Annotated in this window: 20 protein-coding genes and 2 tRNA genes; 9 read left to right on the top strand and 13 right to left on the bottom strand. The window is 72.4% G+C overall.

Annotated elements, in window-relative coordinates; genetic code table 11:
- Window positions 1–84: 84 nt before the first annotated feature.
- The 8 genes from ACZ52J_RS07735 to ACZ52J_RS07700 all read right to left on the bottom strand — a co-directional run bounded on the left by ACZ52J_RS07735 (window position 85) and on the right by ACZ52J_RS07700 (window position 6357).
- Window positions 85–158: transfer RNA gene (locus ACZ52J_RS07735), tRNA-Ala, on the bottom strand.
- Between the two features lie 79 nt (window positions 159–237).
- Window positions 238–1242: a divisome protein SepX/GlpR gene (sepX, locus tag ACZ52J_RS07730; RefSeq protein WP_465616654.1), complete on the bottom strand. Its 1005-nt coding sequence runs from the start codon at window positions 1240–1242 to the stop codon at window positions 238–240.
- Between the two features lie 150 nt (window positions 1243–1392).
- The gene (locus tag ACZ52J_RS07725) at window positions 1393–2019 is read right to left on the bottom strand and encodes a GNAT family N-acetyltransferase (RefSeq protein WP_360494809.1); all 627 of its coding nucleotides are present in this window, start codon (window positions 2017–2019) and stop codon (window positions 1393–1395) included.
- Window positions 2016–2549, bottom strand: a complete 534-nt coding sequence (locus ACZ52J_RS07720) for a MogA/MoaB family molybdenum cofactor biosynthesis protein (protein ID WP_360494304.1) — start codon at window positions 2547–2549, stop codon at window positions 2016–2018. Before ACZ52J_RS07720 ends, ACZ52J_RS07725 begins: the two co-directional genes overlap by 4 nt.
- Window positions 2546–2986: a cyclic pyranopterin monophosphate synthase MoaC gene (gene moaC, locus ACZ52J_RS07715; protein WP_360494812.1), complete on the bottom strand. Its 441-nt coding sequence runs from the start codon at window positions 2984–2986 to the stop codon at window positions 2546–2548. The genes ACZ52J_RS07720 and moaC overlap by 4 nt, the downstream gene beginning before the upstream one ends.
- Before the next feature lie 127 nt (window positions 2987–3113).
- Complete coding sequence (gene glp / locus ACZ52J_RS07710) at window positions 3114–4451, bottom strand: molybdotransferase-like divisome protein Glp (protein WP_465616652.1); 1338 nt, start codon at window positions 4449–4451, stop codon at window positions 3114–3116.
- A gap of 22 nt (window positions 4452–4473) precedes the next feature.
- On the bottom strand, window positions 4474–5394 hold the full coding sequence (gene galU, locus ACZ52J_RS07705; protein WP_360494310.1) for a UTP--glucose-1-phosphate uridylyltransferase GalU: 921 nt from the start codon (window positions 5392–5394) through the stop codon (window positions 4474–4476).
- A gap of 51 nt (window positions 5395–5445) precedes the next feature.
- A complete protein-coding gene (locus ACZ52J_RS07700) occupies window positions 5446–6357 on the bottom strand; it encodes a GGDEF domain-containing protein (RefSeq protein ID WP_465616650.1) in 912 nt (303 codons plus the stop codon).
- A gap of 61 nt (window positions 6358–6418) precedes the next feature.
- On the opposite strand from ACZ52J_RS07700, the gene ACZ52J_RS07695 reads away from it, so the two are divergent.
- On the top strand, window positions 6419–6994 hold the full coding sequence (locus ACZ52J_RS07695) for a 5-formyltetrahydrofolate cyclo-ligase (protein ID WP_465616648.1): 576 nt from the start codon (window positions 6419–6421) through the stop codon (window positions 6992–6994).
- A gap of 71 nt (window positions 6995–7065) precedes the next feature.
- Here the strand turns inward: ACZ52J_RS07695 and ACZ52J_RS07690 are convergent, their stop codons facing one another.
- Window positions 7066–9783 (bottom strand): penicillin acylase family protein, encoded by a 2718-nt coding sequence (locus ACZ52J_RS07690; protein WP_465616646.1) that lies wholly within the window; start codon window positions 9781–9783, stop codon window positions 7066–7068.
- Between the two features lie 242 nt (window positions 9784–10025).
- Here ACZ52J_RS07690 and ACZ52J_RS07685 point away from each other — a divergent pair, with 242 nt between their 5' ends.
- From ACZ52J_RS07685 to mscL, 5 genes are all read left to right on the top strand, one after another.
- Entirely contained in the window at window positions 10026–11510 is a 1485-nt protein-coding gene (locus ACZ52J_RS07685) for a potassium/proton antiporter (protein WP_465616644.1), read from the top strand.
- A gap of 377 nt (window positions 11511–11887) precedes the next feature.
- The gene (locus ACZ52J_RS07680) at window positions 11888–13276 is read left to right on the top strand and encodes an MFS transporter (RefSeq protein WP_465616642.1); all 1389 of its coding nucleotides are present in this window, start codon (window positions 11888–11890) and stop codon (window positions 13274–13276) included.
- 138 nt (window positions 13277–13414) lie between these two features.
- Complete coding sequence (locus ACZ52J_RS07675) at window positions 13415–13711, top strand: FmdB family zinc ribbon protein (protein ID WP_465616640.1); 297 nt, start codon at window positions 13415–13417, stop codon at window positions 13709–13711.
- 305 nt (window positions 13712–14016) lie between these two features.
- Window positions 14017–14289 (top strand): hypothetical protein, encoded by a 273-nt coding sequence (locus ACZ52J_RS07670; protein WP_465616638.1) that lies wholly within the window; start codon window positions 14017–14019, stop codon window positions 14287–14289.
- 30 nt (window positions 14290–14319) lie between these two features.
- Complete coding sequence (mscL, locus tag ACZ52J_RS07665; RefSeq protein WP_465616636.1) at window positions 14320–14739, top strand: large conductance mechanosensitive channel protein MscL; 420 nt, start codon at window positions 14320–14322, stop codon at window positions 14737–14739.
- Between the two features lie 16 nt (window positions 14740–14755).
- On the opposite strand, the gene ACZ52J_RS07660 is transcribed toward mscL, so the two are convergent.
- Window positions 14756–15055, bottom strand: coding sequence for a hypothetical protein (locus tag ACZ52J_RS07660; protein ID WP_465616634.1), 300 nt, complete (start codon window positions 15053–15055; stop codon window positions 14756–14758).
- Window positions 15056–15178: 123 nt separating this feature from the next.
- Window positions 15179–16150, bottom strand: a complete 972-nt coding sequence (locus ACZ52J_RS07655; RefSeq protein WP_360494337.1) for a sigma-70 family RNA polymerase sigma factor — start codon at window positions 16148–16150, stop codon at window positions 15179–15181.
- A 425-nt stretch (window positions 16151–16575) separates the two neighbouring features.
- On the opposite strand from ACZ52J_RS07655, the gene ACZ52J_RS07650 reads away from it, so the two are divergent.
- Together ACZ52J_RS07650 and ACZ52J_RS07645 are read left to right on the top strand one after the other, a co-directional pair.
- The gene (locus tag ACZ52J_RS07650; RefSeq protein WP_465616632.1) at window positions 16576–17511 is read left to right on the top strand and encodes a phosphatase PAP2 family protein; all 936 of its coding nucleotides are present in this window, start codon (window positions 16576–16578) and stop codon (window positions 17509–17511) included.
- A gap of 42 nt (window positions 17512–17553) precedes the next feature.
- Window positions 17554–18435: a carbon-nitrogen hydrolase family protein gene (locus ACZ52J_RS07645; protein WP_360494342.1), complete on the top strand. Its 882-nt coding sequence runs from the start codon at window positions 17554–17556 to the stop codon at window positions 18433–18435.
- A 128-nt stretch (window positions 18436–18563) separates the two neighbouring features.
- Here the strand turns inward: ACZ52J_RS07645 and ACZ52J_RS07640 are convergent.
- Window positions 18564–18636: transfer RNA gene (locus tag ACZ52J_RS07640), tRNA-Arg, on the bottom strand.
- 177 nt (window positions 18637–18813) lie between these two features.
- Between ACZ52J_RS07640 and ACZ52J_RS07635 the strand changes: the two genes are divergently transcribed.
- A complete protein-coding gene (locus tag ACZ52J_RS07635) occupies window positions 18814–20349 on the top strand; it encodes a glycosyltransferase family 39 protein (RefSeq protein WP_465616629.1) in 1536 nt (511 codons plus the stop codon).
- Window positions 20350–20492: 143 nt separating this feature from the next.
- Here ACZ52J_RS07635 and ACZ52J_RS07630 read toward each other — a convergent pair whose 3' ends face one another.
- The gene (locus ACZ52J_RS07630) at window positions 20493–22934 is read right to left on the bottom strand and encodes a D-alanyl-D-alanine carboxypeptidase family protein (protein ID WP_465616627.1); all 2442 of its coding nucleotides are present in this window, start codon (window positions 22932–22934) and stop codon (window positions 20493–20495) included.
- Window positions 22935–23201 lie beyond the last annotated feature (267 nt).

The raw sequence follows: 23201 nt of genomic DNA, 5'->3' as shown, positions 1-23201 counted from the left end.
GTTCGGCGCCACAAAACACGAAATCCCGCCGGGAGTTGCCTCCCGGCGGGATTTCGGTGGACCGGCCGGAGCCGATCCGTTGGGTGGAGCTGAGGGGATTCGAACCCCTGACCCCCTCGATGCGAACGAGGTGCGCTACCGGACTGCGCCACAGCCCCAACGAGAAGAAACTCTAGCACCTTTCGGAGGGGGTCCGTGACCACCCCCCGGAGCGGTGCCGATCGGGGGGCGGACCGGTCATTCGTTGGCCGCGCGGGGGCGGGCCTCGGGGGCCTGCGGCTCGGCGTACTGGTCGAAGAGCGGGGTGGTGCGGGATTCGGCGGGACGGCCCGCGGTCCAGGTGCCGGGCGCCGACAGGTCGAGGCCGCGGGAGACCCGGGGGGCGACCGGCGCGGTGACGTACGTCGGCAGCGGGACGGGCACCGGCTCCCAGGAGTCCGGGCCGGCCGCGCCGCGCTCACGCATGCCGTCGACCCACTCCTCGTGCTCGGTCGCCTCGGCCACCGCCGAGGCGGAGGGCACCACGACGGTGGCCTCCTCCGGGTCGGCGGCCAGCCGCAGGTGCGGGCGGCCGGCGGTCCGCGCCCGGGCGCGCGCGGGCGGAGCCGGCTCCGCCTCGGCGGGCGCCTCGGCCGGGGCCGCGTCGGCCGCCTCGGCCGAGGCGCGCTGCTGCTCGCGCTTGCGCAGCCGCTCGGCCGCCTGGGCGGCCCGGACGCGGTCGAGCTTCACCTCGTACCGCTGGCGCTCCAGCTTGCGCAGGTGGCCGATGTACAGGGTGAGGAGGGCCGCCGGGACGGCCGGGACCCAGAGGAAGGCCAGTCCGGCCACCGCCGCGACCACCGCGCCGAGCGCGAAGGAGAGGAAGAGGGCGGTGACCATCCGGCGCCGGCGGGCCAGCAGCCGCGCCCGGCCTTCGACCCCGACCTGCGGCGCCGGGGCGGGCCGTTCGGCCGGGCGCTGCGCCGGGGGTTCGGGCTCCCGCGCCGCGGGGTCGCCGGAGGCGGCCTCGTCCCGTTCGGGAGGGCCGTCGTTGCTGTGCTCGTCGTCACGCGGTTCGTCGCCCAGGGCCCGGGCTGCCCGCCGTTCCAGCGCCGAACGCCCGGCCAGCAGGCGGATGGCGGTGCTGAAGCGTTCCGTCGGGCGCGCCTCGTTGAGTTCGTCCTGCCTGCGGAGCCACATCGGCACCAGATAGGCGGCCCAGGCCCCTACGATGACGGCGTAGATAAGGCCGCTACTGCTCACGATTCACACCGTACGGGCGCCGGGGAAGGCCTGGCAGCAATTTGACGCGGCGTGTCGTGTGATCAAGCTGATTCTCCGACTATTTTGCCGGTATTTGTGACGGTCCGCCACCGGGCCGATGCCATATCGATATTTCTTTCGAACATATATTCAATTACTCGGTTCTCGCCCGGAACTGAGCGCCCGCCAGCGTTCGAGCATCCCCTCCGGAACCTCCTCGTCGGTCAGCGCGTAGACGAGGTGGTCGCGCCAATCGCCGTCGATGTGGAGATAGCGCGGGCGGATTCCCTCCGAGCGGAAGCCGAGCTTTTCCACCACGCGCCGGCTCGGGACGTTCTCCGGGCGGATGCAGACCTCGATCCGGTGCAGTCCGAGCGTGCGGAAGCAGTAGTTCACCGAAAGCGCCACGGCGGTCGGGATGATGCCCCGGCCGGCCACCGCCTCGTCGACCCAGTACCCGATGTTCGCCGAGCACATCGAGCCCCAGGTGATCCCGCCGACCGTCAACTGGCCCACCAGCTGGCCCTTGTAGAGCACGACGAAGGGCAGCATCCGGCCGGCCGAGGCCTCGCCGCGCAGGAAGCGGACCATCTGCCGGTACGTCGGGCGGGGCCCGGCGGCCTGGCCGGGCGGACCGGGCGGCACGGTGGCCTCCCACCGGCGCAGCCAGTCCCGGTTGCGGCGGCTCACTTCCTGCCAGTCGCGCTGGTCGCGGGCCCGGATCGGGCGCAGCGAGACCTCCCCCTCGTGGAGTTCTACCGGCCAGCCGGCGTTCAGTGCCCTCTCCTGGATGCTGGAGCCCCGGGTGCCGGGGCGTCGGGCCGGGGGTGGTCCCCGCCGCCGAGCTGGTCGACGGCGTGGGCGAGCAGCGGCCCCAGGACGGCGAGGCCGTCCTTGACGCCGCCGGTCGAGCCCGGCAGGTTGACGATCAGGGTACGTCCGGCGAGGCCGGCGAGCCCGCGGGAGAGCGCCGAGGTGGGCACCTTCTCCCGGCCGTACGCGCGGATGGCCTCGGCGATGCCGGGGACCTGCCGGTCGATCACCCGGGCGGTCATCTCGGGGGTGAGGTCCATCGGGGAGATGCCGGTGCCGCCGGTGGTCAGCACGACGTCGTAGCCGGCCGCGACGGCCTCGCGCAGCACGGCCTCCACCGGCTCGCCGTCCGGGACGACCCGGGGGCCGTCGGCGGTGAAGCCCATCGCGGTCAGGCCGGCCACCAGCAGCGGGCCGCCCTTGTCCTCGTAGACCCCGGCCGAGGCCCGGTTGGACACCGTGACGGCCAGCGCCTTCCCGGCGTGCGCCGTCACGCGTCCACCTCCGGGGCGAACCAGTCGCCGCTCTTGCCGCCGGTCTTGCTGAGCACCCGGACGGACTCGATGGCGGCGCCCTTGTCCACGGCCTTGACCATGTCGATCACGGTCAGCCCGGCCACCGCGACGGCGGTCAGCGCCTCCATCTCGACGCCGGTGCGGTCGGCGGTCCTCACGGTGGCGGTGATCTCCACCGCGTCGTCCGCGACGGCGAGGTCGACCTTGACGCCGGAGACCGCGATCGGGTGGCAGAGCGGGACCAGGTCCGGGGTCTTCTTGGCGCCCATGATCCCGGCGATCCGGGCCACCGCGAGGGCGTCGCCCTTGGGCACGCCCTCGCCGCGCAGCAGCTCGACCACCTTCGCGGAGACCCTCACCCGCCCGGCGGCGACGGCGGTGCGCGCGGTGGTGGCCTTCTCGGAGACGTCGACCATCCGGGCCGCGCCCTGGTCGTCGACGTGGGTGAGGCGGTCGCCGGGGGGAGGTGTCGTCACGGGTAACTCCAGGGGCGCGCAGGTCGAAGTACCGCGCTACCGTACAACTCCGCGGCCCCCCGGGCGTTCAGGAGTCCAGCAACACCACGTCCACCTCGCTGCCGACGGGCAGTTCGGTGACGTCCTCGGGGACGGTGATCAGGCAGTCGGCCCGGGCCAGCGCGCCGACCAGGTGGGACTCGGCGCCGCCGACCGGCTCGACCGTGCCGTCGGCCGCCGAGTAGCGGCCGCGCAGGAACTGCCGGCGACCGGCCGGGGAGCGCAGCGCCGCCGGGCAGAGCGCGCGGACCACCGGGCGGTGCACGTCGGGGGCGCCGAGCATGGTGCGGATGACCGGGCGGACGAAGAGCTCGAAGGAGATGTAGGCGCTCACCGGGTTGCCGGGCAGGGCGAGCAGCGGCACTCCGGCCGCGCCGCCGATCCGGCCGAAACCCTGCGGCTTGCCGGGCTGCATCCGCAGCTTGCGGAAGTCGACGCCCCCGTAGGACTCGAAGACCTCCTTGACCACGTCGTACGCGCCGACGCTGACGCCGCCGCTGGTGACGATCAGGTCGGCGCGGCCGAGCTGGTCCTCCAGGACGGCGCGCAGCCGGTCGGCGTCGTCCGGGACGGCGCCGACCCGGTAGGCGATGGCGCCGGCCTCCTGGGCGGCGGCGGTGAGGGTGAAGCTGTTGGAGTCGGAGATCTGGCCGGGCCCGACGGGCTCGCCGGGCTGGACCAGCTCGCTGCCGGTGGAGAGCACCACGACCCGGGGGCGCGGGCGGACCGTGACGGTGGCCCGGCCGATCGCGGCGAGCAGGCCGAGCTGGGTGGGTCCGAGCCGGGTGCCGGCCTCCAGGACCGTGGAGCCGGCCGCGACGTCGCTGCCGCGGCGGCGGATGTGCGCGCCCTCGGCGACCGGGCGCAGGACGCGGACCTCCTCGTCCGGGACCGGAGCGGTCATCGCGGCGGCGGCCACTCCGGTGCCGGTGCCGCCGTCGGTCCACTCGACCGGGGCGACGGCCCAGGCGCCGGGCGGGAGGGGGGCGCCGGTCATGATCCGGGCGGCCTGGCCGGGGCCGACCTTGGGCAGCTCGCCCGCGCCGGCGGCGATGTCGCCGACCACCGAGAGCACCGACGGATAGGTGCCGGTAGCGCCCTCGGTGTCGGCGGTGCGGACCGCGTAGCCGTCCATCGAGCTGTTGTCGAAGGGCGGCAGGTCGCCGTCGGAGGTCACGTCCTCGTCGAGCCGGCAGCCCTGGGCGTCGAGCAGCTGGAGCTCGATCGCGGGCAGCGGGCCGACGGCGGACAGCACGTCGGCGAGGTGCTCGTCCACCGTCCAGAGGCGGGGGGCCGCCGGTGCCGGGTCCGATCCGGCGTCGCAGCAGGCTGCGGGCGTGGTGCTGTGCTCGGTGGACCCGGTCATCGGCGGCTCGCTCTCTGTCGTGTCAGTCCTGCATCTCGGAGCCGACGAACTCCCGCAGCCAGGAGCGGAACTCCGGGCCCAGGTCATCGCGCTCGGCGGCCAGACGGACGATAGCGCGCAGGTAGTCGGCGCGGTCGCCTGTGTCGTAGCGGCGGCCCTTGAAGAGCACGCCGTGCACCTGGCCGCCGGTCTCCGGCTCGCGGGTGGTCAGCTCGCGCAGGGCGTCGGTGAGCTGGATCTCGCCACCGCGGCCGGGCGGGGTCTCGCGCAGGACGTCGAAGACCAGCGGGTCGAGGACGTAACGGCCGATGACGGCGTAGTTCGAGGGGGCCTCGCCGGGCTCGGGCTTCTCGACCAGGTCGGTGACCTGGAAGACGTCCTCGCCGAAGCCGTTGGCCTTGACGGCGGCGCAGCCGTAGAGGTGGATCTGGGAGGGGTCGACCTCCATGAGGGCGACGACCGAGCCGCCGAGCTCCTGCTGCACCTCGATCATGCGGGAGAGCAGCGGGTCGCGGGGGTCGATCAGGTCGTCGCCGAGCAGGACGGCGAAGGGCTGGCCGGCGACGTGCTGCTCGGCGACCGAGACGGCGTGGCCGAGGCCCTTGGGGTCGCCCTGGCGGACGTAGTGCATGTTCGCCAGCTCGACGGACTCGCGGACGCGGGCCAGGCGCTGCTTGTCGCCCTTGCGCGCGAGGAGCTCCTCCAGCTCGTAGGCGCGGTCGAAGTGGTCCTCCAGGGCGCGCTTGTTACGGCCGGTGACCATCAGTATGTCGGACAGGCCCGCGGCGGAGGCCTCCTCGACGACGTACTGGATGGCCGGCTTGTCGACGACCGGAAGCATCTCCTTCGGGGTGGCCTTGGTCGCCGGGAGGAAGCGGGTGCCCAGTCCGGCCGCGGGTACCACGGCCTTGGTTACCGGAACTCGGGAGTTGGTCGTCGTCATGCGTTTACCTTACTCAGGCACGTTTTCGCCCGGCCGAGCGCGCTCGGACGGCTAGGACAGCACGTCTCGGGGCACGGCCACAGCGGCAGGCGTATGGGAAGGGACCGGCTGGGCGAGGGGGTCCCCTCCGGCACAGGGCGACAGACTACCCGGCTTTTCCGAACGGTCACGTTCGGCAGTCGGACCGTACTCCGCACCGGAAGTGACCGGTTCGCGAAGCCCGGTGGCGGGCCGGTCGCGGTGGCGCGGCGAGATCCGCCAGCAGTCGCCGCCGGCCGCCCTCGCCTCGGCGAGCGCCGTGTCGGCGGCGCGCAGCAGGACGGCGGCGTGGGTGCCGTCCTCGGGCAGGACGGCGACGCCGGCGGCGGCGGTGAGGCCGTTGCCGTGCGCCGGGCGGGCTTCGCGCGTCCCGGAGGACCAGTCGAGCAGCAGGTGGCGGCGGACCGACCAGACCAGCCGCTCGGCGACCTGCGCGGCGCCCTCGGCGCCGGTGTCGGGCAGCACCACCAGGAACTCCTCGCCGCTGTAGCGGCCGAGGGTGTCGGCCCGGCGGATCTCCATCGCGAGGCGCTGGGCGAGGTCGCGCAGTATCGCGTTGGCCCGGCCGCGGCCGTGCTCGGCGATGATCGCGTCGAAGCCGGTGATCGCCAGCATCAGCACGGCGAGCGGGCGGGGGCGGTCGGCCTGGTCGGCGTGCTCGGCGCGGCGGGTCCGTTCGATCTCCCGGTCCAGGGTGAGCTGCAGGTGGCGGTAGTTCCACACGCCGGTGAGCGGGTCGCAGGAGGCGGTGCGCTCCAGCTCGGCGCAGCGGTCCTCCAGTTCGGCGATCCGCGCCCGCAGCCGCTCCGCCCGGGCGGCGGCCCCGGCCCGGTCCCGTCGTACCCGCAGTCCGAGGACGGTGGCGCCGGCCAGCGCGGGCGCGCTCAGCAAGGCCAGGGCCTGGACCAGGAGCGGGGTGGACATCGGGGCGTCCTTTCGCGTGGCAGGCTCTGCGCGTCGACGGTCTGGAGACGTGGAGGATCCGGTGCACAACGAGAAGAGCGATCTGAGGACACGGCTGTTGACGCGGCGGCGCGCGCTCTCGGCCGAGGAGCGCGCGGCGGCGGCGCTCGCGCTGGCCGGGCACGCCGGGGAGCTGGCCGGGCCGGGCGCCACGGTGGCCGCGTACGTCTCGGTGGGCGCCGAGCCCGGGACCAGGCCGCTGCTGGACGCGCTGCGGGCGCGCGGGGTGCGGGTGCTGCTGCCGGTGCTGCTGGCGGACAACGACCTGGACTGGGCCGCGTACGTGGGGGCCGGGGAGCTGGCCCCGGCCGGGCGCGGGCTGCTGGAGCCGGTCGGTCCGCGGCTCGGGCCGGAGGCGGTGACGGAGGCCTCGGTGGTGCTGCTGCCGGGTCTGGCGGTGGACCGCGGCGGGCTGCGGCTGGGCCGGGGCGGCGGCAGCTACGACCGGGTGCTGGCCCGGCTGGGGCGGGCGGGCGTCCGGCCGGTGCTGGCGGTGCTGCTGTACGAGCACGAGCTGCTGGAGCGGGTGCCCGCCGAGCCGCACGACCGGCCGGTGGACCTGGCGGTCACGCCGTCGGGGGTGCGGCGGCTGGGGTGACGCGGGTGGACGGCGGCGGCCCCGCTCCCTTCGGGCGAAGGGGGCGGGGCCGCGGGGTGTCCGTACGGACGTCAGCCGGTGGTGAGCACCAGCTTGTGCTTGGTGGCCTTCTCGACCGCGTCCGGGGTGTAGGCCCAGGTGAGCTGCTTGCCCTTGAGCCAGAGGTCGGTCTGGTCGTTGTAGTTGTCGTTGAAGGCGTGGCCGGAGGCGCCGCCGACGTTGATCCAGCGCGAGGAGTCGAGGTCGTTCAGGTCGACCACCATCCGCATCGACGGGATCCAGTCCACCTGGTAGCCGGCCGCCGCGTTCCAGCCGGCCGCGTCGACCGCCGCCGAGCCGCCGGAGAGCCGGTACGGGCCGCGGTTGAGCAGCTTGTGGAGCACGCCGGAGGCGATCGAGGAGTCGTCGGTGCCGAGGGTCTGCTCCTTCAGCTCCAGCTTGTGCAGACGGCCCCAGCTCCAGGTGGAGATGTCCTTGCTGAGCAGCGAGGTCAGCTCCTGGCGGGCGTTCTTCATCGCTTCCTTGAGCAGGTTGTCCAGGCCCTTCTGGACGGTGTGCTGGGAGTCGATGTAGGTCCACCACGAGCTGTCGGGCTTCTCCAGCTGCTGGCGCACGACCTCGGTCCAGCGGTCGCCGCCGTCCGGCTGGGCCTTGCCCGGGTCGCGGGTGCCGCACTCGGTGACGATCTTGGTGGTGCTGTCGGGCTTGGTCGGGTCGTCCTGCTGGCGGACCAGCAGGCAGTTGTCCTTGGCCCGGAGGTCGGCCGGGAACTTCTGACCGAAGGCGAGGGTGAGCAGCTGGCGCCAGACGCCGTTGTAGTAGGCGGCGGCGGCCGAGTCGGCGTCCTGGTGGTAGTTCCAGTCCTTCAGCAGGTCCTGGGCCTCGCGCACGTACGGGTCGTCGATCTGCTGCTTGAGCAGCAGCGGGACCAGCGTCTTGGCCATGATGCTGGTGTTGTCCAGCTGCAGGGTCTGCATGTCGTCCGGCGAGATCTTGCCGTTGTTCTTGAGCAGGCCCTCGATCTGGTCGGTGATCTCCTTGGCGCGGGTGCCGTACTCCCAGTCCTTGGTCAGGCTGGGCTTGTAGGTCTGGTCCACCACGGCCTGGTTGGCGGTGACGATGTAGCCGGAGGAGGGGTTGAGGCTCCACGGCAGCGCGGTGAAGGGGATCGAGTCCTTCCACTGGTACGCGGAGTCCCAGCCCAGCGCGGGGTAGGTGCCGTCGCCCTTGCCGCGGACCGGGATGGTGCCCGGGGCCTGGTAGCCGATGTTCTTGGCGTCGGCGTAGATCAGGTTCTGCGCGGGGACGGCGAAGTCCTTGGCGGCGGCGCGGAACTCGTCCCAGTTCTTCGCCTTGTCCAGCCCGAAGACGGCGTCCATGGTCTTGCCGGGGCTGAGCGCCGTCCACTGCAGGGCGACGCCGTAGCCGCTGGTGCCGCGGTCGGGGGCGGAGGTGCCGTTGGGGGCGTACTTGCCGACGTTCTGCTGCTCGTCGCGCTGGTCGGAGATGAGCGGGGCGCCGGTCTGGGTGGTGCGGACGGTGATGGTGCGGTCCTCCCCGCCGGCGACCTTGATGGTCTCCTTGCGGAGGTCGAACTTCACGTCCTTGCCGTCGACCTGGTAGGTGTCCGGGCCGGTGACCTTCTCCAGGAAGAGGTCGGTCACGTCGGCACCGAGGTTGGTGAAGCCCCAGGCGATGTCCTTGTTGTGGCCGATCACCGCGCCGGGCATGCCCGCGAAGGTGAAGCCGGAGACGTCGAACTGGCAGGCCGGGGAGGCGGTCCGGCAGTGCAGGCCCATCTGGTACCAGACCGAGGGCAGGCCGGGGCCGAGGTGCGGGTCGTTGGCCAGCAGCGGCTTGCCGGTGGTGGTGTGCGAGCCGGCGACCGCCCAGGAGTTGGAGCCGATGCCCTGGCCGGGGCGGCCGAGCAGCTGCGGCATCCCGTCGATCCGGTCGGTGAGGCCCTGCAGCAGCGCCTTGGTGGTGGCCGCGCCCTGGGTGGTGGCGGTGCCGTTGCCGGTGCCCGGCTGCGGGGAGCCGTCGGCGGGGCGGTAGTTGTCGCCGCTCACGGTGCCGGTCTTCACGATGGTGCCGTTGCGGGCGTACGGGTAGTCCGGGTACAGCTCGGCGATCTTGTCCGGGCTGAAGTCCTGGGCCAGCAGCGAGCGGTCGACCTCCTCCTGGAGGTTCCCGGAGAGGTTCCAGGCCATCGCCTTGAGCCAGGCCACCGAGTCCACCGGGCTCCACTGCTCGGGCGTGTAGCCGCTGTTGACGGCGCCGAGCAGGGCGTACTCCAGCGAGGCCTTCTCACCGCCGGGGTGCTCGGAGAGCCAGGCGTTCACGCCGTCCGAGTAGGCCTGCAGGTACTTCTTGGTCTCCGGCGCCAGCTTGGTGTCGAACTCCTTCTGCGCCACCTGCCGCCAGCCCATGGTGCGGATGAAGGTGTCGGTGTCGACCTGGCCGTCGCCGAACATCTCGGAGAGCCGGCCGGCGGTGATGTGCCGTCGGACGTCCATCTCCCAGAAACGGTCCTGCGCCTGGACGTAGCCCTGGGCGCGGAACAGGTCCTCGGGGGTGTCGGCGTACAGCTGCGGGATGCCGTTGGCGTCCCGCTTCACGTCGACCGGCGCGGTCAGGCCCGCCACCTTGACGCTGCCGTCCACCTCCGGGAAGGACGCGCGGACCGCGGAGACCCCGCGGTAGCCGCCGTAGCCGACGCCGGCCACCAGCAGCACGACCAGCACGATCACGATCAGACGGGCGCGCCGGAACTTCTTCGAGCGGGGCATCTGGGTCCTTGCGGTCCTGACTTCGGGGCGGGCGGGCGTGTCCAGGGCCTGCGGCCGTGACAGGGAACCACATTAGGCCGAGTCGGCCGGGCACCGTGAACGGGGGACCAAGCTAAAGATATGGCAAAATGTTAGACTGAGTAACGATCCGCAAGAGGAGCATTGACGCCCCCTTAACGCGGGTCGCCCTCACAGCACCACCAGACACCCCGTCCGCCCCTGCCTGCCCGAGGTGCCCCTGCGTGAACGTCTCCCACCTGAACCAGCTCCTCCTCGAAGCCTCCGTGATCCTGCTCTTCGCGGTGGTCGCCGTCCGGATCTCCACCCGGTCAGGGCTGCCCAGCCTGCTGATCTATCTCGGGATCGGCGTGGCGCTGGGCCAGAACGGGATCGGCGTCACCTTCAACAACGCCGCGATGACCCAGGTGATCGGCTACGCGGCGCTCGTGGTGATCCTGGCCGAGGGCGGCCTCAAGACCAGCTGGCGGGAGATCAAGCCGGTGATGCCGGCGGCCACCGTGCTCGCCACCGCCGGCGTCGCGGTCAGCGTGTTCGCCACCGCGGCCGGCGCGCACTGGCTGGTCGGCCTGGACTGGCGAACCTCGCTGCTGCTCGGCGCCATCGTCTCCTCGACCGACGCGGCCGCCGTCTTCTCGGTGCTGCGGATGGTCCCGCTGCCGCACCGGCTCACCGGTCTGCTGGAGGCCGAGTCCGGCTTCAACGACGCGCCCGTGGTCATCCTGGTCGTCGCCTTCGCCACCACCGGGGAACTGGACTCCTGGTACGTCCTGGTCGGCACGATCCTCGCCGAGCTGGCGATCGGCGCGGTGGTCGGCTTCGCCGTCGGCAAGCTCGGCGCCTACGGGATCAAGCACGTCGCGCTGCCCTCCTCGGGCCTCTACCCGATCGCCGTGATGGCGCTCACCGTGCTCGCCTACGCGGGCGGCGCCCTGCTGCACGGCTCCGGCTTCCTCGCCGTCTACATCAGTGCGGTGATCCTCGGGAACTCCAAGCTGCCGCACGGACCGGCCGTCCGCGGCTTCGCCGACGGGCTGGCCTGGATCGGGCAGATCGGCATGTTCGTCCTGCTCGGCCTGCTCTGCACGCCCGCGACCATGGGCTCCTCCGTGGTGCCCGCGCTCGTCATAGGCGCCGTGCTGGTCTTCCTGGCCCGGCCCCTGTCGGTGGTGGTGTCACTGACCCCGTTCAAGGTGCCGGCCCGCGAACAGGCGCTGCTGAGCTGGGCCGGACTGCGCGGGGCGGTGCCCATCGTGCTGGCCACCATCCCGGTCGTGTCGGGCGCGCACAAGGCCGCGGACGTGTTCAACATCGTCTTCATCCTGGTCGTCGTCTTCACCCTGCTCCAGGGGCCGACCTTGCCGTGGGTGGCCAAGCGGCTGCGGATCGGCGAGGGCGCGATGGGCCAGGACCTCGGCATCGAGTCCGCCCCGCTGGAGAAGCTGCACGGGCACCTGCTGTCGGTCGCGCTCTCCCCCACCTCCCGGATGTCCGGCGTGGAGATCGGCGAGCTGCGGCTGCCCAAGGGCGCGGCGGTCACCCTCGTCGTGCGCGAGGGCAACTCCTTCGTGCCGGACAAGGCGACGGTGCTGCGCGGCGGGGACGAGCTGTTGGTGGTCACCACGGACGAGGTCGGCGAGGCGGCGGAGCGGCGGCTGCGGGCCGTGGACAGGGGCGGCAAGCTCGCGGGGTGGCTCAACGGGCGGTGAGCCCGGATGCCTCCGGGGCACTGGGGCGGGTGGGGCTCTGGGGTACTCGGGGCGGTGGGGTGGTCGGGGCGCTCGGGGCGGGTGGGGTATTCGGGGTGCCCGGGGCGTTCCGGGGTCGCCGGGAAAGGGGTGGACTAGCGGGATCTACGCGCGTAACTGTATGCTGGTTCGACCACGCCGTATAACCACCGCTCAGAACACCCCAGCATCTGCCTGACGCAGAGTTGGCGCGACCGCTCGGCGGCCGCGGTCCACCCCCGGCAACCACACCGGGCCGACCCGGTATCACCCCGGTCGACGCGCGAGAGGACGACTCTCGGCGCCGTCGGGGCCACCCCATGCCCTGCCGCGCTACCAGGCAGCAGGAAGGACCGACCGTGACGGCCCGCCGAACGGTCGACCGCGCCGCGGACACCACCGCGGACACCACCGCAGCCCGGACCCCCACCCGAGTCGGGTACGGCGAGCTGCTGCGCACCCCCGGGGCCTGGACCTTCCTGGCCCCCGCCCTCGTCGCGCGACTGCCCTACGCGATGCTCAGCATGGGCATCCTGCTGCTCGTCACCCAGACCCACGGCTCGTACGGCACTGCCGGTACCGTCACCGCCGTCGCCGCCGTCGCCCAGGCCCTGATCGGGCCGCAGACCGGGCGGCTGGCCGACCGGTACGGGCAGTCCGCGGTGCTGGTCCCGACCGTCCTCGTGCACGGGGCCTCGGTCGGCGCCCTGATCGCGCTGGCACTGGGGCACGCCCCGGCCTGGAGCCTGTTCCTGGCCGCCGTGCCGGCCGGTGCGAGCGTGCCGCAGATCGGCGCGATGGTCCGGGCCCGCTGGATCGCCCGGTTCACCGCCGACGGCCCCTCCGACGCCTCGGCGGCCCGGGTGAGCACCGCGTTCGCCTTCGAGTCCGTGACCGACGAGTTCACCTTCGTGATCGGCCCGATCCTGGCCTCCGGCATCGCCGCCCTCGCCAACCCGGCGGCCGCCCTGGTCGCCGAGGCCGCGCTGACCGTCGCGGGCGGCCTGGCCTTCGCCGCCCAGCGGCGCACCGCCCCCGCCCGGATCGTGCAGCAGCCCGGCACCAAGCGCGCCTCGGCACTCGCCTCCCCCGGCGTCCGGCTGCTCGCCGGGACCTTCCTCGGGGTCGGCGCGGTGTTCGGCGGCATGCAGGTCTCGGTCAACGCCTTCGCCGACTCCGTCGGACAGCACGCCGCGGGCGGCACCGTCTACGGGATCTTCGCGGGCGGCTCCATGCTGGCCGGCGTGCTGTACGGCGTGATCGCCTGGCGCCGGCCCGTCCAGCAGCGGATGCTGATCAGCTACGCGCTGCTGGTGCTGGGCTGCTCCACGCTGTGGGCGATGCCCAACCTGGTCGCTCTCACCGTGGCCGGGCTGGTCTGCGGTCTGGCCATCGCGCCGACCCTGATCAGCGGCTACACCCTGGTCGAGACGCTGGTCGCGGACGGCGCCAAGACGGAGGCCTTCACCTGGCTGACCGGTGCCATCGGGCTGGGCCTGGCGGTCGGCTCGATGGCGGCCGGGAAGCTGATCGACGGGCACGGGCCGTCCACCGGCTTCCTGGTGCCGTTGATCGGCGCCGGACTGGGGCTGGTCACGCTGTTCTCGCTGCGACACCTGCTGGTGGCGCCGAGCGCGGGGCGCGGCCGGATCGTCGCGACCTCCGGAGCGGCCTCCGCGTCGGCTTCCGAAGCGGCCTCCGGGGAGCGCGGGGGTGCTGCGCAGCTGGTGGGCACGGCCAAGGGCTGAGCGAGCGGTGGTCCGGCAGCCGAGACCAGGCCGAGGCCGGTCGCATCTCACACCGGAGTCGCTGGACTGATCCAGCGGAATGCCGCATCATTGACCATCGTTAGCACTCATAAGGCGAGAGTGCCAGGAGGAAGACAAGTGCCCACGTACCAGTACCAGTGCACCGAGTGCGGCAACGGCCTGGAGGCGGTGCAGAAGTTCACCGACGAGGCGCTGACCACGTGCCCCGACTGCCAGGGACGGCTTCGCAAGGTCTTCTCGGCGGTGGGTGTCGTGTTCAAGGGATCCGGCTTCTACCGGACCGACAGCCGCTCCTCCTCCAGCAGCTCGGTCGGCTCCGGGTCTTCGTCGACCTCGTCGACGTCGTCCACCCCGGCGCCCACTTCGAGCACGGGCTCCTCGGCGCCGTCCAGCCCGGCTCCGGCCGCGAGCTGATCCCCGGCCCCGGGACGGAACGACCCGGGCGCCCAGCAGCCCTCGGAAAGGCCCGTCGGCCCCGCATTCCTGCGGGGGCGGCGGGCCTTTTCGCGCCCTTCCCCGTCTCTCCGCGTCTTTTCACACCGCTTTTGTCACCGCGGAAGAGTCGGATCCACTCGCGCGAGTGTACGAACTTGTCCACAGGGGGCGGTTTGTCCACAGCCTGAGGGAAACCGCTTTCCGAGTCCGCCCCGACGGCGCATCGTGGGGGTCGTCAGCCGGTCCACCGGGGGTCGGCTGCCGGACCTTTCGGAGGTGCGTCGATGACGACCGTGAGCTTCTCCGTCCCGCTGCCCGCGCCCGCCGTGCCGCCCCGGCAGGAGGTGCCGAGCTTTCCGCCGATCCGGCGCGGGTGCGGCGGGTGGCACCGCTGGCGCAGCGCGGTGCGGCGGCGGGCCGGGGTGCCCGCGCTGGTGCTGCTCGCCGTGGCGGCCGCGCTCGCGCTCGGGCCCGCGCGGGCCGGTCTGCCGCCGCCCGGCGGGGGCGCGCTGGGCCGGACGGGTTGTCAATCCGGAGCTTCGGAAGATCACCCGTAACCCGGAAACGACTTCGTCGTTCGAGGCGGCATGAAGGGCTTCAAGGAATTCCTACTGCGTGGAAATGTCGTCGAACTCGCCGTCGCCGTGGTCATCGGTGCGGCTTTCACCAATATCATCAACGCCTTCGTCAAAGGCGTGATCAATCCGATTGTCGGTGTGTTCGGAACGAAGGACCTGGGTTCCTACAGTTCCTGCCTCAAGGGGCCCTGCGAGGTGAGCACGACCGGTGAGGTCACGTCCGGAATCCTCATCCTGTGGGGATCGGTGCTCAGCGCCGTCCTGCAGTTCCTGATCACCGCGGCCGTCGTCTACTTCGTTCTGATCGTGCCCATGAACAGGATGGCGGCCCGCCGCAAGTCCTTCGCCGAGACGGCGGCGGAGGCAGAGGCCAAGGAGGTCCAACTGCTGACCGAGATCCGCGACGCGCTGGTCGCGCCGCTGCGCTGACCGCGCTCGCCCGTCCTCAGTCCCCGTGGTGCGGCGGGCGCTGGCTCAGGTACCAGTCCAGCCCCCGCCCGCCGCTCTCCCCCGCCCCGGAGCGCCCGCCCCAGCCGGCGTCGGTGTCGTCCCGGGACTGCTGGTCCAACGGGTCCCGGAAGACCAGCCGGGCCTTGGCCGCGGGCTTTTCCTGCGACTCCCCGCCCTGGTCCTGGCCCTGGCGGTCCTGCTCCTCGCGGTCCCGGTCCTGGGCCTGGTCGTCCTCGGCCTGCGCCTGGCGGTCCTGAGCCTGGTCCGTGGGCCGGTCCTGTTCCTGCTCGCTCACCCTGTCCACTCCGTTGCTCGCCTCGTCCTGCCCCTCCAGCCTAAGAGCCCCGTGGCACGCCTCGGGTCCTGGTGCGGAGCGCTCCGCACCAGGACCCGGTCGGGGGCTCGACAGGCCTTCCGGTCAGGCGGCTTCGAAGCCCGCGTGGTCGGCGATCTTCTTCAGCTCGGCCAGCGCGTGCTTCTCGATCTGGCGGATCCGCTCGCGGGTGAGGCCGTGCTGCTTGCCCACCTCGGTGAGGGTGCGCTCGCGGCCGTCCTCCATCCCGTAGCGGGACCGGATGATCGAGGCCGTGCGGTCGTCCAACCGCCCGATCAGATCGTCCAGTTCCTCACGGCGGAGCATGACCATCACGGCGTCCTCCGGGGACGTCGCCCCGGTGTCCTCGACCAGGTCTCCGAACTGGGTCTCGCCCTCGTCGTCGACCGACATGTTGAGGCTGACCGGGTCACGCGCCCAGTCCAGGACGTCCTTGATCCGAGCCTCGGTGGTGTCCAACTCGGCCGCGATCTCGGCCGGCTCGGGCTCCCGCCCCAGCTCCTTGGACTTCTCTCGCTGCACCCGCCGGATCCGCCCCAGCTCCTCCACCAGGTGCACGGGCAGCCGGATGGTGCGGGACTGGTCGGCGATGGACCGGGTGATCGCCTGCCGGATCCACCACGTCGCGTACGTGGAGAACTTGAAGCCCTTGGCGTAGTCGAACTTCTCGACGGCGCGCACCAGGCCCGCGTTGCCCTCCTGGATGAGGTCCAGCAGCGGGAGGCCGCTGCGCGGGTACCGGCGGGCGACCGCGACCACGAGTCGGAGGTTGGAGCGGATGAAGACGTCCTTGGCGCGCTCGGCGTCGGCGGCTATCGTCTCCAGCTCCTCGCGCGTGACGCCGTCGGGGAGTCCCTCCTCGTCCAGCAGGTGCTGGGCGTACACCCCGGCCTCGATCCGCAGCGAGAGCTCGACCTCCTCGGCGGCATCGAGCAGGGGCGTCCTGGCGATCTCGTCGAGGTACATGCCGACCAGGTCACGGTCGGCCTCAAGGTTGGTCGGGCGGGCCGCGCGAGTCCGGTCGGCCCTGTCGCGAACGACGGCACGGGTGGCCATGCTTGCTCCCTTTGCTGGTGTTGCCGAGGTCTGCCTGCCTGCCCCGAGGGCAAGAAGTGCGGGCCCCGCCCCGGGGCTCACACGTAACGATCCAACGAACAGATTCCGGACAACATTCCCAAGTCACTCAGATTCTTCCCCGTGATGCAGTATCCTGCCGGTTTTCACCCCGACTTTGGACGCTCGGTGACCACCCGGGTACATCCCGTGCCCTCGGGCGACCGTTCCGGGAGTGATTTCTTCACTCGACCCTCACGCGCCGGCCGCCTACCCGTTGAACAGGCGAACGGCCGCGCGCGTTCCCGCACACTCCCGGTTTCCGCCCGCGCCCACGCCCCGGCGCACGCAGGACCTCCTCACAAACGATGCCAAATCGCTATCGCTCCAGCTCCTGATCGGCGCAGGACACTGGGAAGGTGTCAGCCATGCACCTGACCAACAGCACGACCACCGTCACTGCGCGTAACCGCAGTCTCCTTCGGGACGCCGCGGTCGTGTTGGTTTGTGCCGCGCTCTTCGGCCTCCTGGCGGCCCTGGTGACGGGCCACTGGCGCCCGCTGATCCGCTTCGACCAGGAGTGGATCGGCGAACTGCACACCTACGCCCGGGAGCACCGGATCTGGACCGCCGCGGTGCAGACGCTCTCGGACATCGGCGGCACCGTCACCATGCGTACACTCCTCGGAATCGCCGCCGTCTGGCTCTGGTTGATCGGTGCGCGGGTCCTGGCCGGCTGGGTGGCCGCCCAGACCCTGGTCGGCTGGGGCGCCCAATGGGCACTGAAGCTGGCCTTCGACCGCAGGCGGCCCAGTTTCTCCGACCCGGTCTCGCACGCCGGCGGACCGGCTTTCCCCTCCGGGCACGCCATGGCCTCGGCGATCACCTGCGCCGTCCTGGTCGGCCTGGTCTGGTACCGGGTTCGCCGCCGGGGCCGGACCGCGGCCTGCGCGGTGGCAGCGGCGACGGTGCTGACCATCGGCTGGACCCGGGTCGCGCTCGGCGTGCACTGGCCCAGCGACGTACTGGGCGGCTGGCTGGCCGCCGGGATCGTGCTGGGCGCCGTGACCACCGTGATCGAGCTCTGGCGCCCCGGCGCGCTGGCCCGCGACGTACGGCGGGTCAACTGGCGTACCAGGCCCAGGGTTCAGCGGGTCATCGTGCCTTCCATCCGGTCGCCCCACCCCACCGACCCGCTGGACGACGGCGCACCGGGCGACGGCGTGCCACTGGACGACGACGTACCGCTGAACGACGGCTTTCCGGACCACGGTGTCCCGGACCACGCCGTCCCGGACCACCGCGTTCGGGACGACGACACCCTGAGCAACACTGCCGACCGGCCGCACAAGAGAGCCAGTTGAGACCACGTCACCGGTCCGAGGCCGTCCGCTAGCGTGACCGCCGTGACCACCGCCCCTGCCCCCGCCCCCGCCGTCCCCACCGTCACCGCCGGATACCCCGAGCGGCCGCTGCGGATCGCCACCGTCCAGACCCAGGCCGTGGCCGGCGACATATCCGCCAACGCCGCCCAGGCCGCCGAGCTGATCCGCGAGGCCGCCGGCGCCGGTGCCCGCCTGGTGCTGTTCACCGAGAAGTTCCTCTCCGGGTACGAGCCCGAGCTGATCCGCGCCGACCCGCTCAAGTACACCGTCCAGCCCGGCGATCCGCGCCTCGCTCCGATCGCCGAAGCGTGCCGCGAGACGGGGGCCGTCGCCGTCGTCGGTGCCGCCGTGCAGGACGGTGCCGACCTGCGGATCTCCGCCCTCGTCATCGGCGCCGACGGCGGCTTCGTCACCCGTTACGACAAGCAGTACCTGTTCAAGGCCGAACGCGACCTCTACCGCCCCGGGACGGCCGGCTGCACGCTGGAGCTGGACGGCTGGCGGCTCGGCCTCGGCATCTGCTACGACTCCGGCTTCCCCGAGCACGCCCGCGCCGCCGCGCTCGACGGCTGCCACGCCTACCTGGTCGGCGCGCTGTTCAGCAGGGGCCACGGCTACCACGAGTCCCGCACCTGGTTCCCCGCCCGCGCGCTCGACAACACCCTCTACACGGTGCTCGCCAACCACATCGGCCACACCGGCCCCTGGCACACCTGCGGCGGCAGCGCGGTCTGGGGCCCGGACGGCCGCCTGATCGCCGAGGCGAGCGAGGACCGGCGCGAGGTCGTCGTCGTCGACCTCGACCCCACGGTCCTGCGCACCGCCCGAGAGACCGAGACCCTGCTCGCCGACCTCGCCCTCGCCGCCGAAGCCGGGGAACGCGCCCACGTGAAGCTCGCCTGAGACCTGCTGCCGGCCCGGCTGACCCGGCGGGCGGGGAGGACGGCGGCGGCGAGGCCGGTCAGGGTCCGGGGAACGGGACAGGCCCCCGACCCGGAGTGGGCGGGGGCCTGTGACCCGTGTGCTCGTTGTGCCCCAGGCAGGATTCGAACCTGCGACACCGGCTTTAGGAGAGCCGTGCTCTATCCCCTGAGCTACTGAGGCGCGGCCCAGCTGTGGCGAGGCCGGTCACAGCGTACCGGATCGGGGGTGGGGAGGGGGGTGGTGGACGGGGTGCGGACGGGGGTGCGGGTGCCGACGGGGTGTCAGGACGGGTCAAGTAGCCTGCCAAGAAGTGCCTGATCCGCCCCGGCACACCGCGCGAAGGAGACGAAAGACCCGATGAGACCTGCGGTGCGCCCGGTCGTCCGACTGCTGGGGCAGGTGTGGCTGTGGCCCGCGGTGGTGATGCTGGCGGTGGGCGGGTACCGGCTGGGGACGCCGGACCTGTGGCGGGACGAGATCGCGACCTCGACGGTGGCCACCCGCTCACTGGGCGATCTGCTGCGACTGCTCCAGCACATAGACGCCAGCAACGGCGCGTACTACCTGCTGATGCACGGCTGGACCGCGGTCTTCGGCGACTCGACGGTGGCGCTGCGCATACCGTCCGTGCTCGCGATGGCGGGGGCCGCCGCGTTCGTGGCGCTCACCGCCCGGCGGCTGTTCGGCGGCCGGGTCGCGGCGATCGGCGCGGGCCTGCTGTTCACGGTGCCGCCGCTGGTCTCCCGGTACGCGCAGGAGGCTCGCTCGTACGCGCTGGTGACCTGCGCGATCGCCGCCGCCACCTACTTCCTGCTCCGGGCGCTGGAGCGGCCGACCTGGCGGCGCTGGGCGCCGTACTGCGCGGCCATGGCGCTGGCGGGCGCGGGGCACCTGATCTCGTTCAGCACGGTGGCCGGGCAGGTCGCCCTGGTCGCGCTGCACCTGTGGCGCACCCGGGAGGCCGCGGACCGACGGCTGCTGTGGCGGTACCCGCTGGCGGTCGCGGTGGCCGCGGTTCCGATACTGCCGGTGGTGCTGCTGGGCAGCCGCCAGTCGGACCGGCAGCTGGGCTGGATACTGACCCCCTCCCTCCGCCGGCTGGCCACCTTCGGCGAGTACCTGTTCGGCTCGAACATCGTGTTCTACGCCTTCGTGCTGCTGGCGATCCCGGCGCTGGCCCTGCCCGGCCGACGACTGCAGGCCTGGCAGGTGCTGCTGCTCGCCGAGCTGCCGGTGGTGAGCGTCTGGCTGGTGTCGCGCCTGGGCGACACCTCGTACTTCATCGACCGGTACCTGCTGTTCACGGTGCCCGCCTGGGCGGTGCTGGCCGGGGGCGGGGTCGGGGCGGTGTACGGCGCGGTGGCGGCCCTCGCACGGCGCGGCCCGGCACCCCGCAGGGCCGCCGCGGCGGCCGGGCTACTGGCGGTGGGGCTGCTCGCCGTACCGGCCGTGGCGGCGCTGCCCAAGCAGCCCGCCGTGCGGTACGCGGACTCGCACAACCACTCGGAGGAGCCGTTCAGGGCGGCCGCCCGGACGATCGCCGCCGGCTACCACTCCGGGGACGGGCTGGCGGCCCCGCTGGGCGACCAGTCCTGGGCGATGGTCTGGCCGGGCGTCAGCTACTACCTGCCGTCGGACGTCCACCCGTACCCGGTGTTCGTCGCGCGCAACGCCGACGACGCGGAGGACCTGTCACCGACGCCCTGCCCGAAGCCGGAGGCCTGCCTGGGCCCGGTGTCCCGGATCTGGCTGCTGGTCCTCGGCGACACCGCGGACCCGCTGGGCGCCATGCCGACCGACCAGGCACAGGTGCTCCGCACGCAGTACGGCGACCCGGACCAGGTGACGCCGCTCGGCGGGTTCACGCTCGCGCTGCTCGACCGCGACACGTAACCGGGCTGCGGCCGTAGCCCCGGGGCTACGGGGACCGGGGGAACGAACGCCGAAGGGGAGCCGGTACGGACCGGCTCCCCTTCGGCGTGGCTTCGGCGTTGCTTCAGCGGCTCAGTGCCTCGGCAACTCAGCGCCTCGGCGGCTCACAGCGTGCGCAGCAGGCGGGACTGGATGGACGCCGGGTTGAGGTCCGACTGGAGGGCCACCGGGACCTCCACCTTGTCCTCGCCGGCGCCCACCCGCAGCACGCCGACCTCCTTGCCCGCCTTCTCGGTGTGGCCGATCTTCGACGCGTCCAGGGTGACCGTGCCGGAGATGCCGGGGAAGCCCGCCACCACCAGGTCCTTGGTCGCCACGACCTGGACCTTGCCGCCGAGCCCGTCGTCCACCGAGCCGACGACGTCGCCCTGCTTCACCACGGTCTGGCCGGTCAGGCCGTTCTGGGCGGCCTGGATCTGCTTGCCGCTGACCTTCAGCACGGTCGACAGGATGTCTTCGCCCTTGTTGGGCCCCGTGGCCGGCTGGCCCAGGGTGACGCCGAGGATCAGCCGCTTCACGCCGCCGATCTCCTTGTAGGCGGCCCACATCAAGCAGCCGCCGGCCGGGGTGCTGGAGCCGGTCTTGACGCCGATGACGCCGGTCTTCGGGTTGATCAGGTTGTTGGTGTTGAGGATCTTCAGGTTGTTGAGGTTGGTCTCCGGGGTGGAGACGATCTGCCGGAAGATCTCGTCCTGCATGACCTGCTCGGCCAGCTTCAGCTGGTCCTTGGCGGTGGACTTGGTGTCCGTGTTGTAGCCCGCCGGGTCCGCGTAGATGGTGTTGGTCATCCCGAACTTGGCCGCGGTGTCGTTCATCAGCTTGACGAACGCGTCCTCGGAGCCGGAGTGGTAGCGGGCGAGCAGCCGGGCCACGTTGTTGGCCGAGGGCAGCATCAGCAGTTCCAGCGCCTGGTACTCGGTGAGCACCTGGCCCTCGGTGAGGGCCACCCGGGACTCGTCGAGGTTGCCGGACTCCTGCGCGGCCTGCTTGTCGACGGTGATCTTCGGGCCGCTCTCCCCCTTCTTCAGCGGGAACTTCTGCAGGATCAGGTAGGCGTTCATCACCTTGGTGACACTGGCGATCGAGGCCGGCGTCTCCTGGCCCGAACTGCCGAGGCTGCCGACGCCGACCACCTCGGCAACGGACTGGCCCTTGGCCGGCCAGGCGAGGTCGAGCTGGTCACCGTTGAAGGTGTAGCTGCCCGTGGCGGTCATCTTCACCGTGGCGTCCGGCAGCGGCCGCAGCAGCTGGGCCACCACGACCGCGCCGAGCACGACGGCGAGGAAGACCGTCCAGATGGTCACCCGCTTGACGGCGCGGCGCAGCGGCGAGACCGGGCGGGAGTTGAGGGAGGCCAGGACCTCCATCGCCTCCGCGGTGTTCTCGGGCGAGGGCAGCGGCTCCGGCGAAGGCAGCGGCTCGGGCCGGGGCAGCGGCGGGACCGGCGGCACCGGCCGCGGGTCGGGCTCGGGCAGCGGCTTCGGGGCCGGCCCGGGGCCGGGCGCGGGCTTGGGGGCCGGCTTCGGCAGCGGCTCCGGGCCGGGGGTCGGCTCGGGCTCCGGGACGGGGTCCGGCTCCGGCAGCGGGCGCGGCGCCGGCGGCTCGGGCACGGTGCCGGCCGAGGCGGCCGCGGGGGCGCGCGGCGGCTTGGGCTTCTCCGGCTTCTCGGCCTGCCCCGACTTCTGACCGGGCTGCCCGGTCTCGGTCAGCGTGACGGGGTCGGCGTCGGCGTCGGGAGAGTCCTCGGCGGAGGCGTCCTCGGTGCCCTCGGCGCTTTTGGTGGCTCCGGTGCTTTCGGCCTTCGCGGCCTTCTCAGGCTTGTCAGTCTTTTCGGGCCTGTCAGTCTTGTCAGTCTTGTCGGCCTTGTCGGCCTTCCCGGTCGGCGCGGCCTCGGACACGACGGCCTCGGGCTCGGCTGCGGCTTCGGCGGGCTCGACCGCTTCGTCCTTCGCCTTGTCCTTCGCCTTGCCGGCCGACTTCTCCGCCACCGCCGCACCCGTCCGCATGGCGAGACGCGGGTCGGAGCCGGACGGGCGCTCGGCGGGCTCCTTCTCCCCGGCGGGTGCCGAAGGGGTCTCCTTCTTCTCCCCCTCACCACCGGAACTCCCGTTACCGGCGGCCTTCACCAGCTCGTCGGGGAGCCGCAGCGCGGTGGTCCTGTTGTCCACCGGCAGTCGCAGCATCGTCGTCTTGCTGTCCACATCCCGGACGCGGAGCTGTACGGTCGAGCCGCCCTTGGCCCCCGCCGCCGGAGCGTCGTCGGACGCCTTCGCGGACGCCTTCGGAGACGGTTTCACGGACGGCTTCGGAGACGCCTTCGCGGGCGCCTCGCCGGAGGTCTCCGCAGAGCTGTCCGAGGAATCGTCCGAGGAGGCCTCGGCTGACGCCCCGGCAGCAGCCGGGCCGGAACCGCCCTCGGCGGACTCGGCCGTCGCGGCGGCGGCGGCGGCATCGGCCGTCGCACTGGCCGTCGCACCGGTCCGTTCGCGTTCCCGGCCCCCCTCCCGCTCGTCGTCCCTCAGCACCCTGTCGGGGGACTCGCCCACGTATCCCAGCCTCCTCAACGCCCGGCGGGGCACCTGCGAACCCGATTTCGGGAAGCCGACGCCCCGCCCCGTGTACCTGTACAGTCTCCGCCACCGACGGCCGTTCCCACCGCGCACACCCCGCCCGACCGGCGCTTATTGCCGGCGCTCGGGCGCACCACGGTCTGTTCACAGATCAGACGCCGGGCCTGCGACCACCGGTTCCGCGCCTTCACCGCAAGGTCACGATTCGGAGGCGTACTCGACAAGCCCGTGTGAGAGGCGTCA

The organism is Kitasatospora sp. NPDC034035, from assembly GCF_055575755.1.
This window is presented reverse-complemented; position numbering and strand designations above follow the sequence as displayed.

Excerpts from the sequence above, each read along its gene's own strand:
- moaC (WP_360494812.1), bottom strand. The coding sequence starts at position 2,986 with ATGGTCGACGTCTCCGAGAAGGCCACCACCGCGCGCACCGCCGTCGCC.
- glp (WP_465616652.1), bottom strand. The coding sequence starts at position 4,451 with ATGACCGGGTCCACCGAGCACAGCACCACGCCCGCAGCCTGCTGCGAC.
- galU (WP_360494310.1), bottom strand. The coding sequence starts at position 5,394 with ATGACGACGACCAACTCCCGAGTTCCGGTAACCAAGGCCGTGGTACCC.
- ACZ52J_RS07700 (WP_465616650.1), bottom strand. The coding sequence starts at position 6,357 with ATGTCCACCCCGCTCCTGGTCCAGGCCCTGGCCTTGCTGAGCGCGCCC.
- ACZ52J_RS07690 (WP_465616646.1), bottom strand. The coding sequence starts at position 9,783 with ATGCCCCGCTCGAAGAAGTTCCGGCGCGCCCGTCTGATCGTGATCGTG.
- ACZ52J_RS07670 (WP_465616638.1), top strand. The coding sequence starts at position 14,017 with ATGACGACCGTGAGCTTCTCCGTCCCGCTGCCCGCGCCCGCCGTGCCG.
- mscL (WP_465616636.1), top strand. The coding sequence starts at position 14,320 with ATGAAGGGCTTCAAGGAATTCCTACTGCGTGGAAATGTCGTCGAACTC.
- ACZ52J_RS07655 (WP_360494337.1), bottom strand. The coding sequence starts at position 16,150 with ATGGCCACCCGTGCCGTCGTTCGCGACAGGGCCGACCGGACTCGCGCG.
- ACZ52J_RS07650 (WP_465616632.1), top strand. The coding sequence starts at position 16,576 with ATGCACCTGACCAACAGCACGACCACCGTCACTGCGCGTAACCGCAGT.
- ACZ52J_RS07635 (WP_465616629.1), top strand. The coding sequence starts at position 18,814 with ATGAGACCTGCGGTGCGCCCGGTCGTCCGACTGCTGGGGCAGGTGTGG.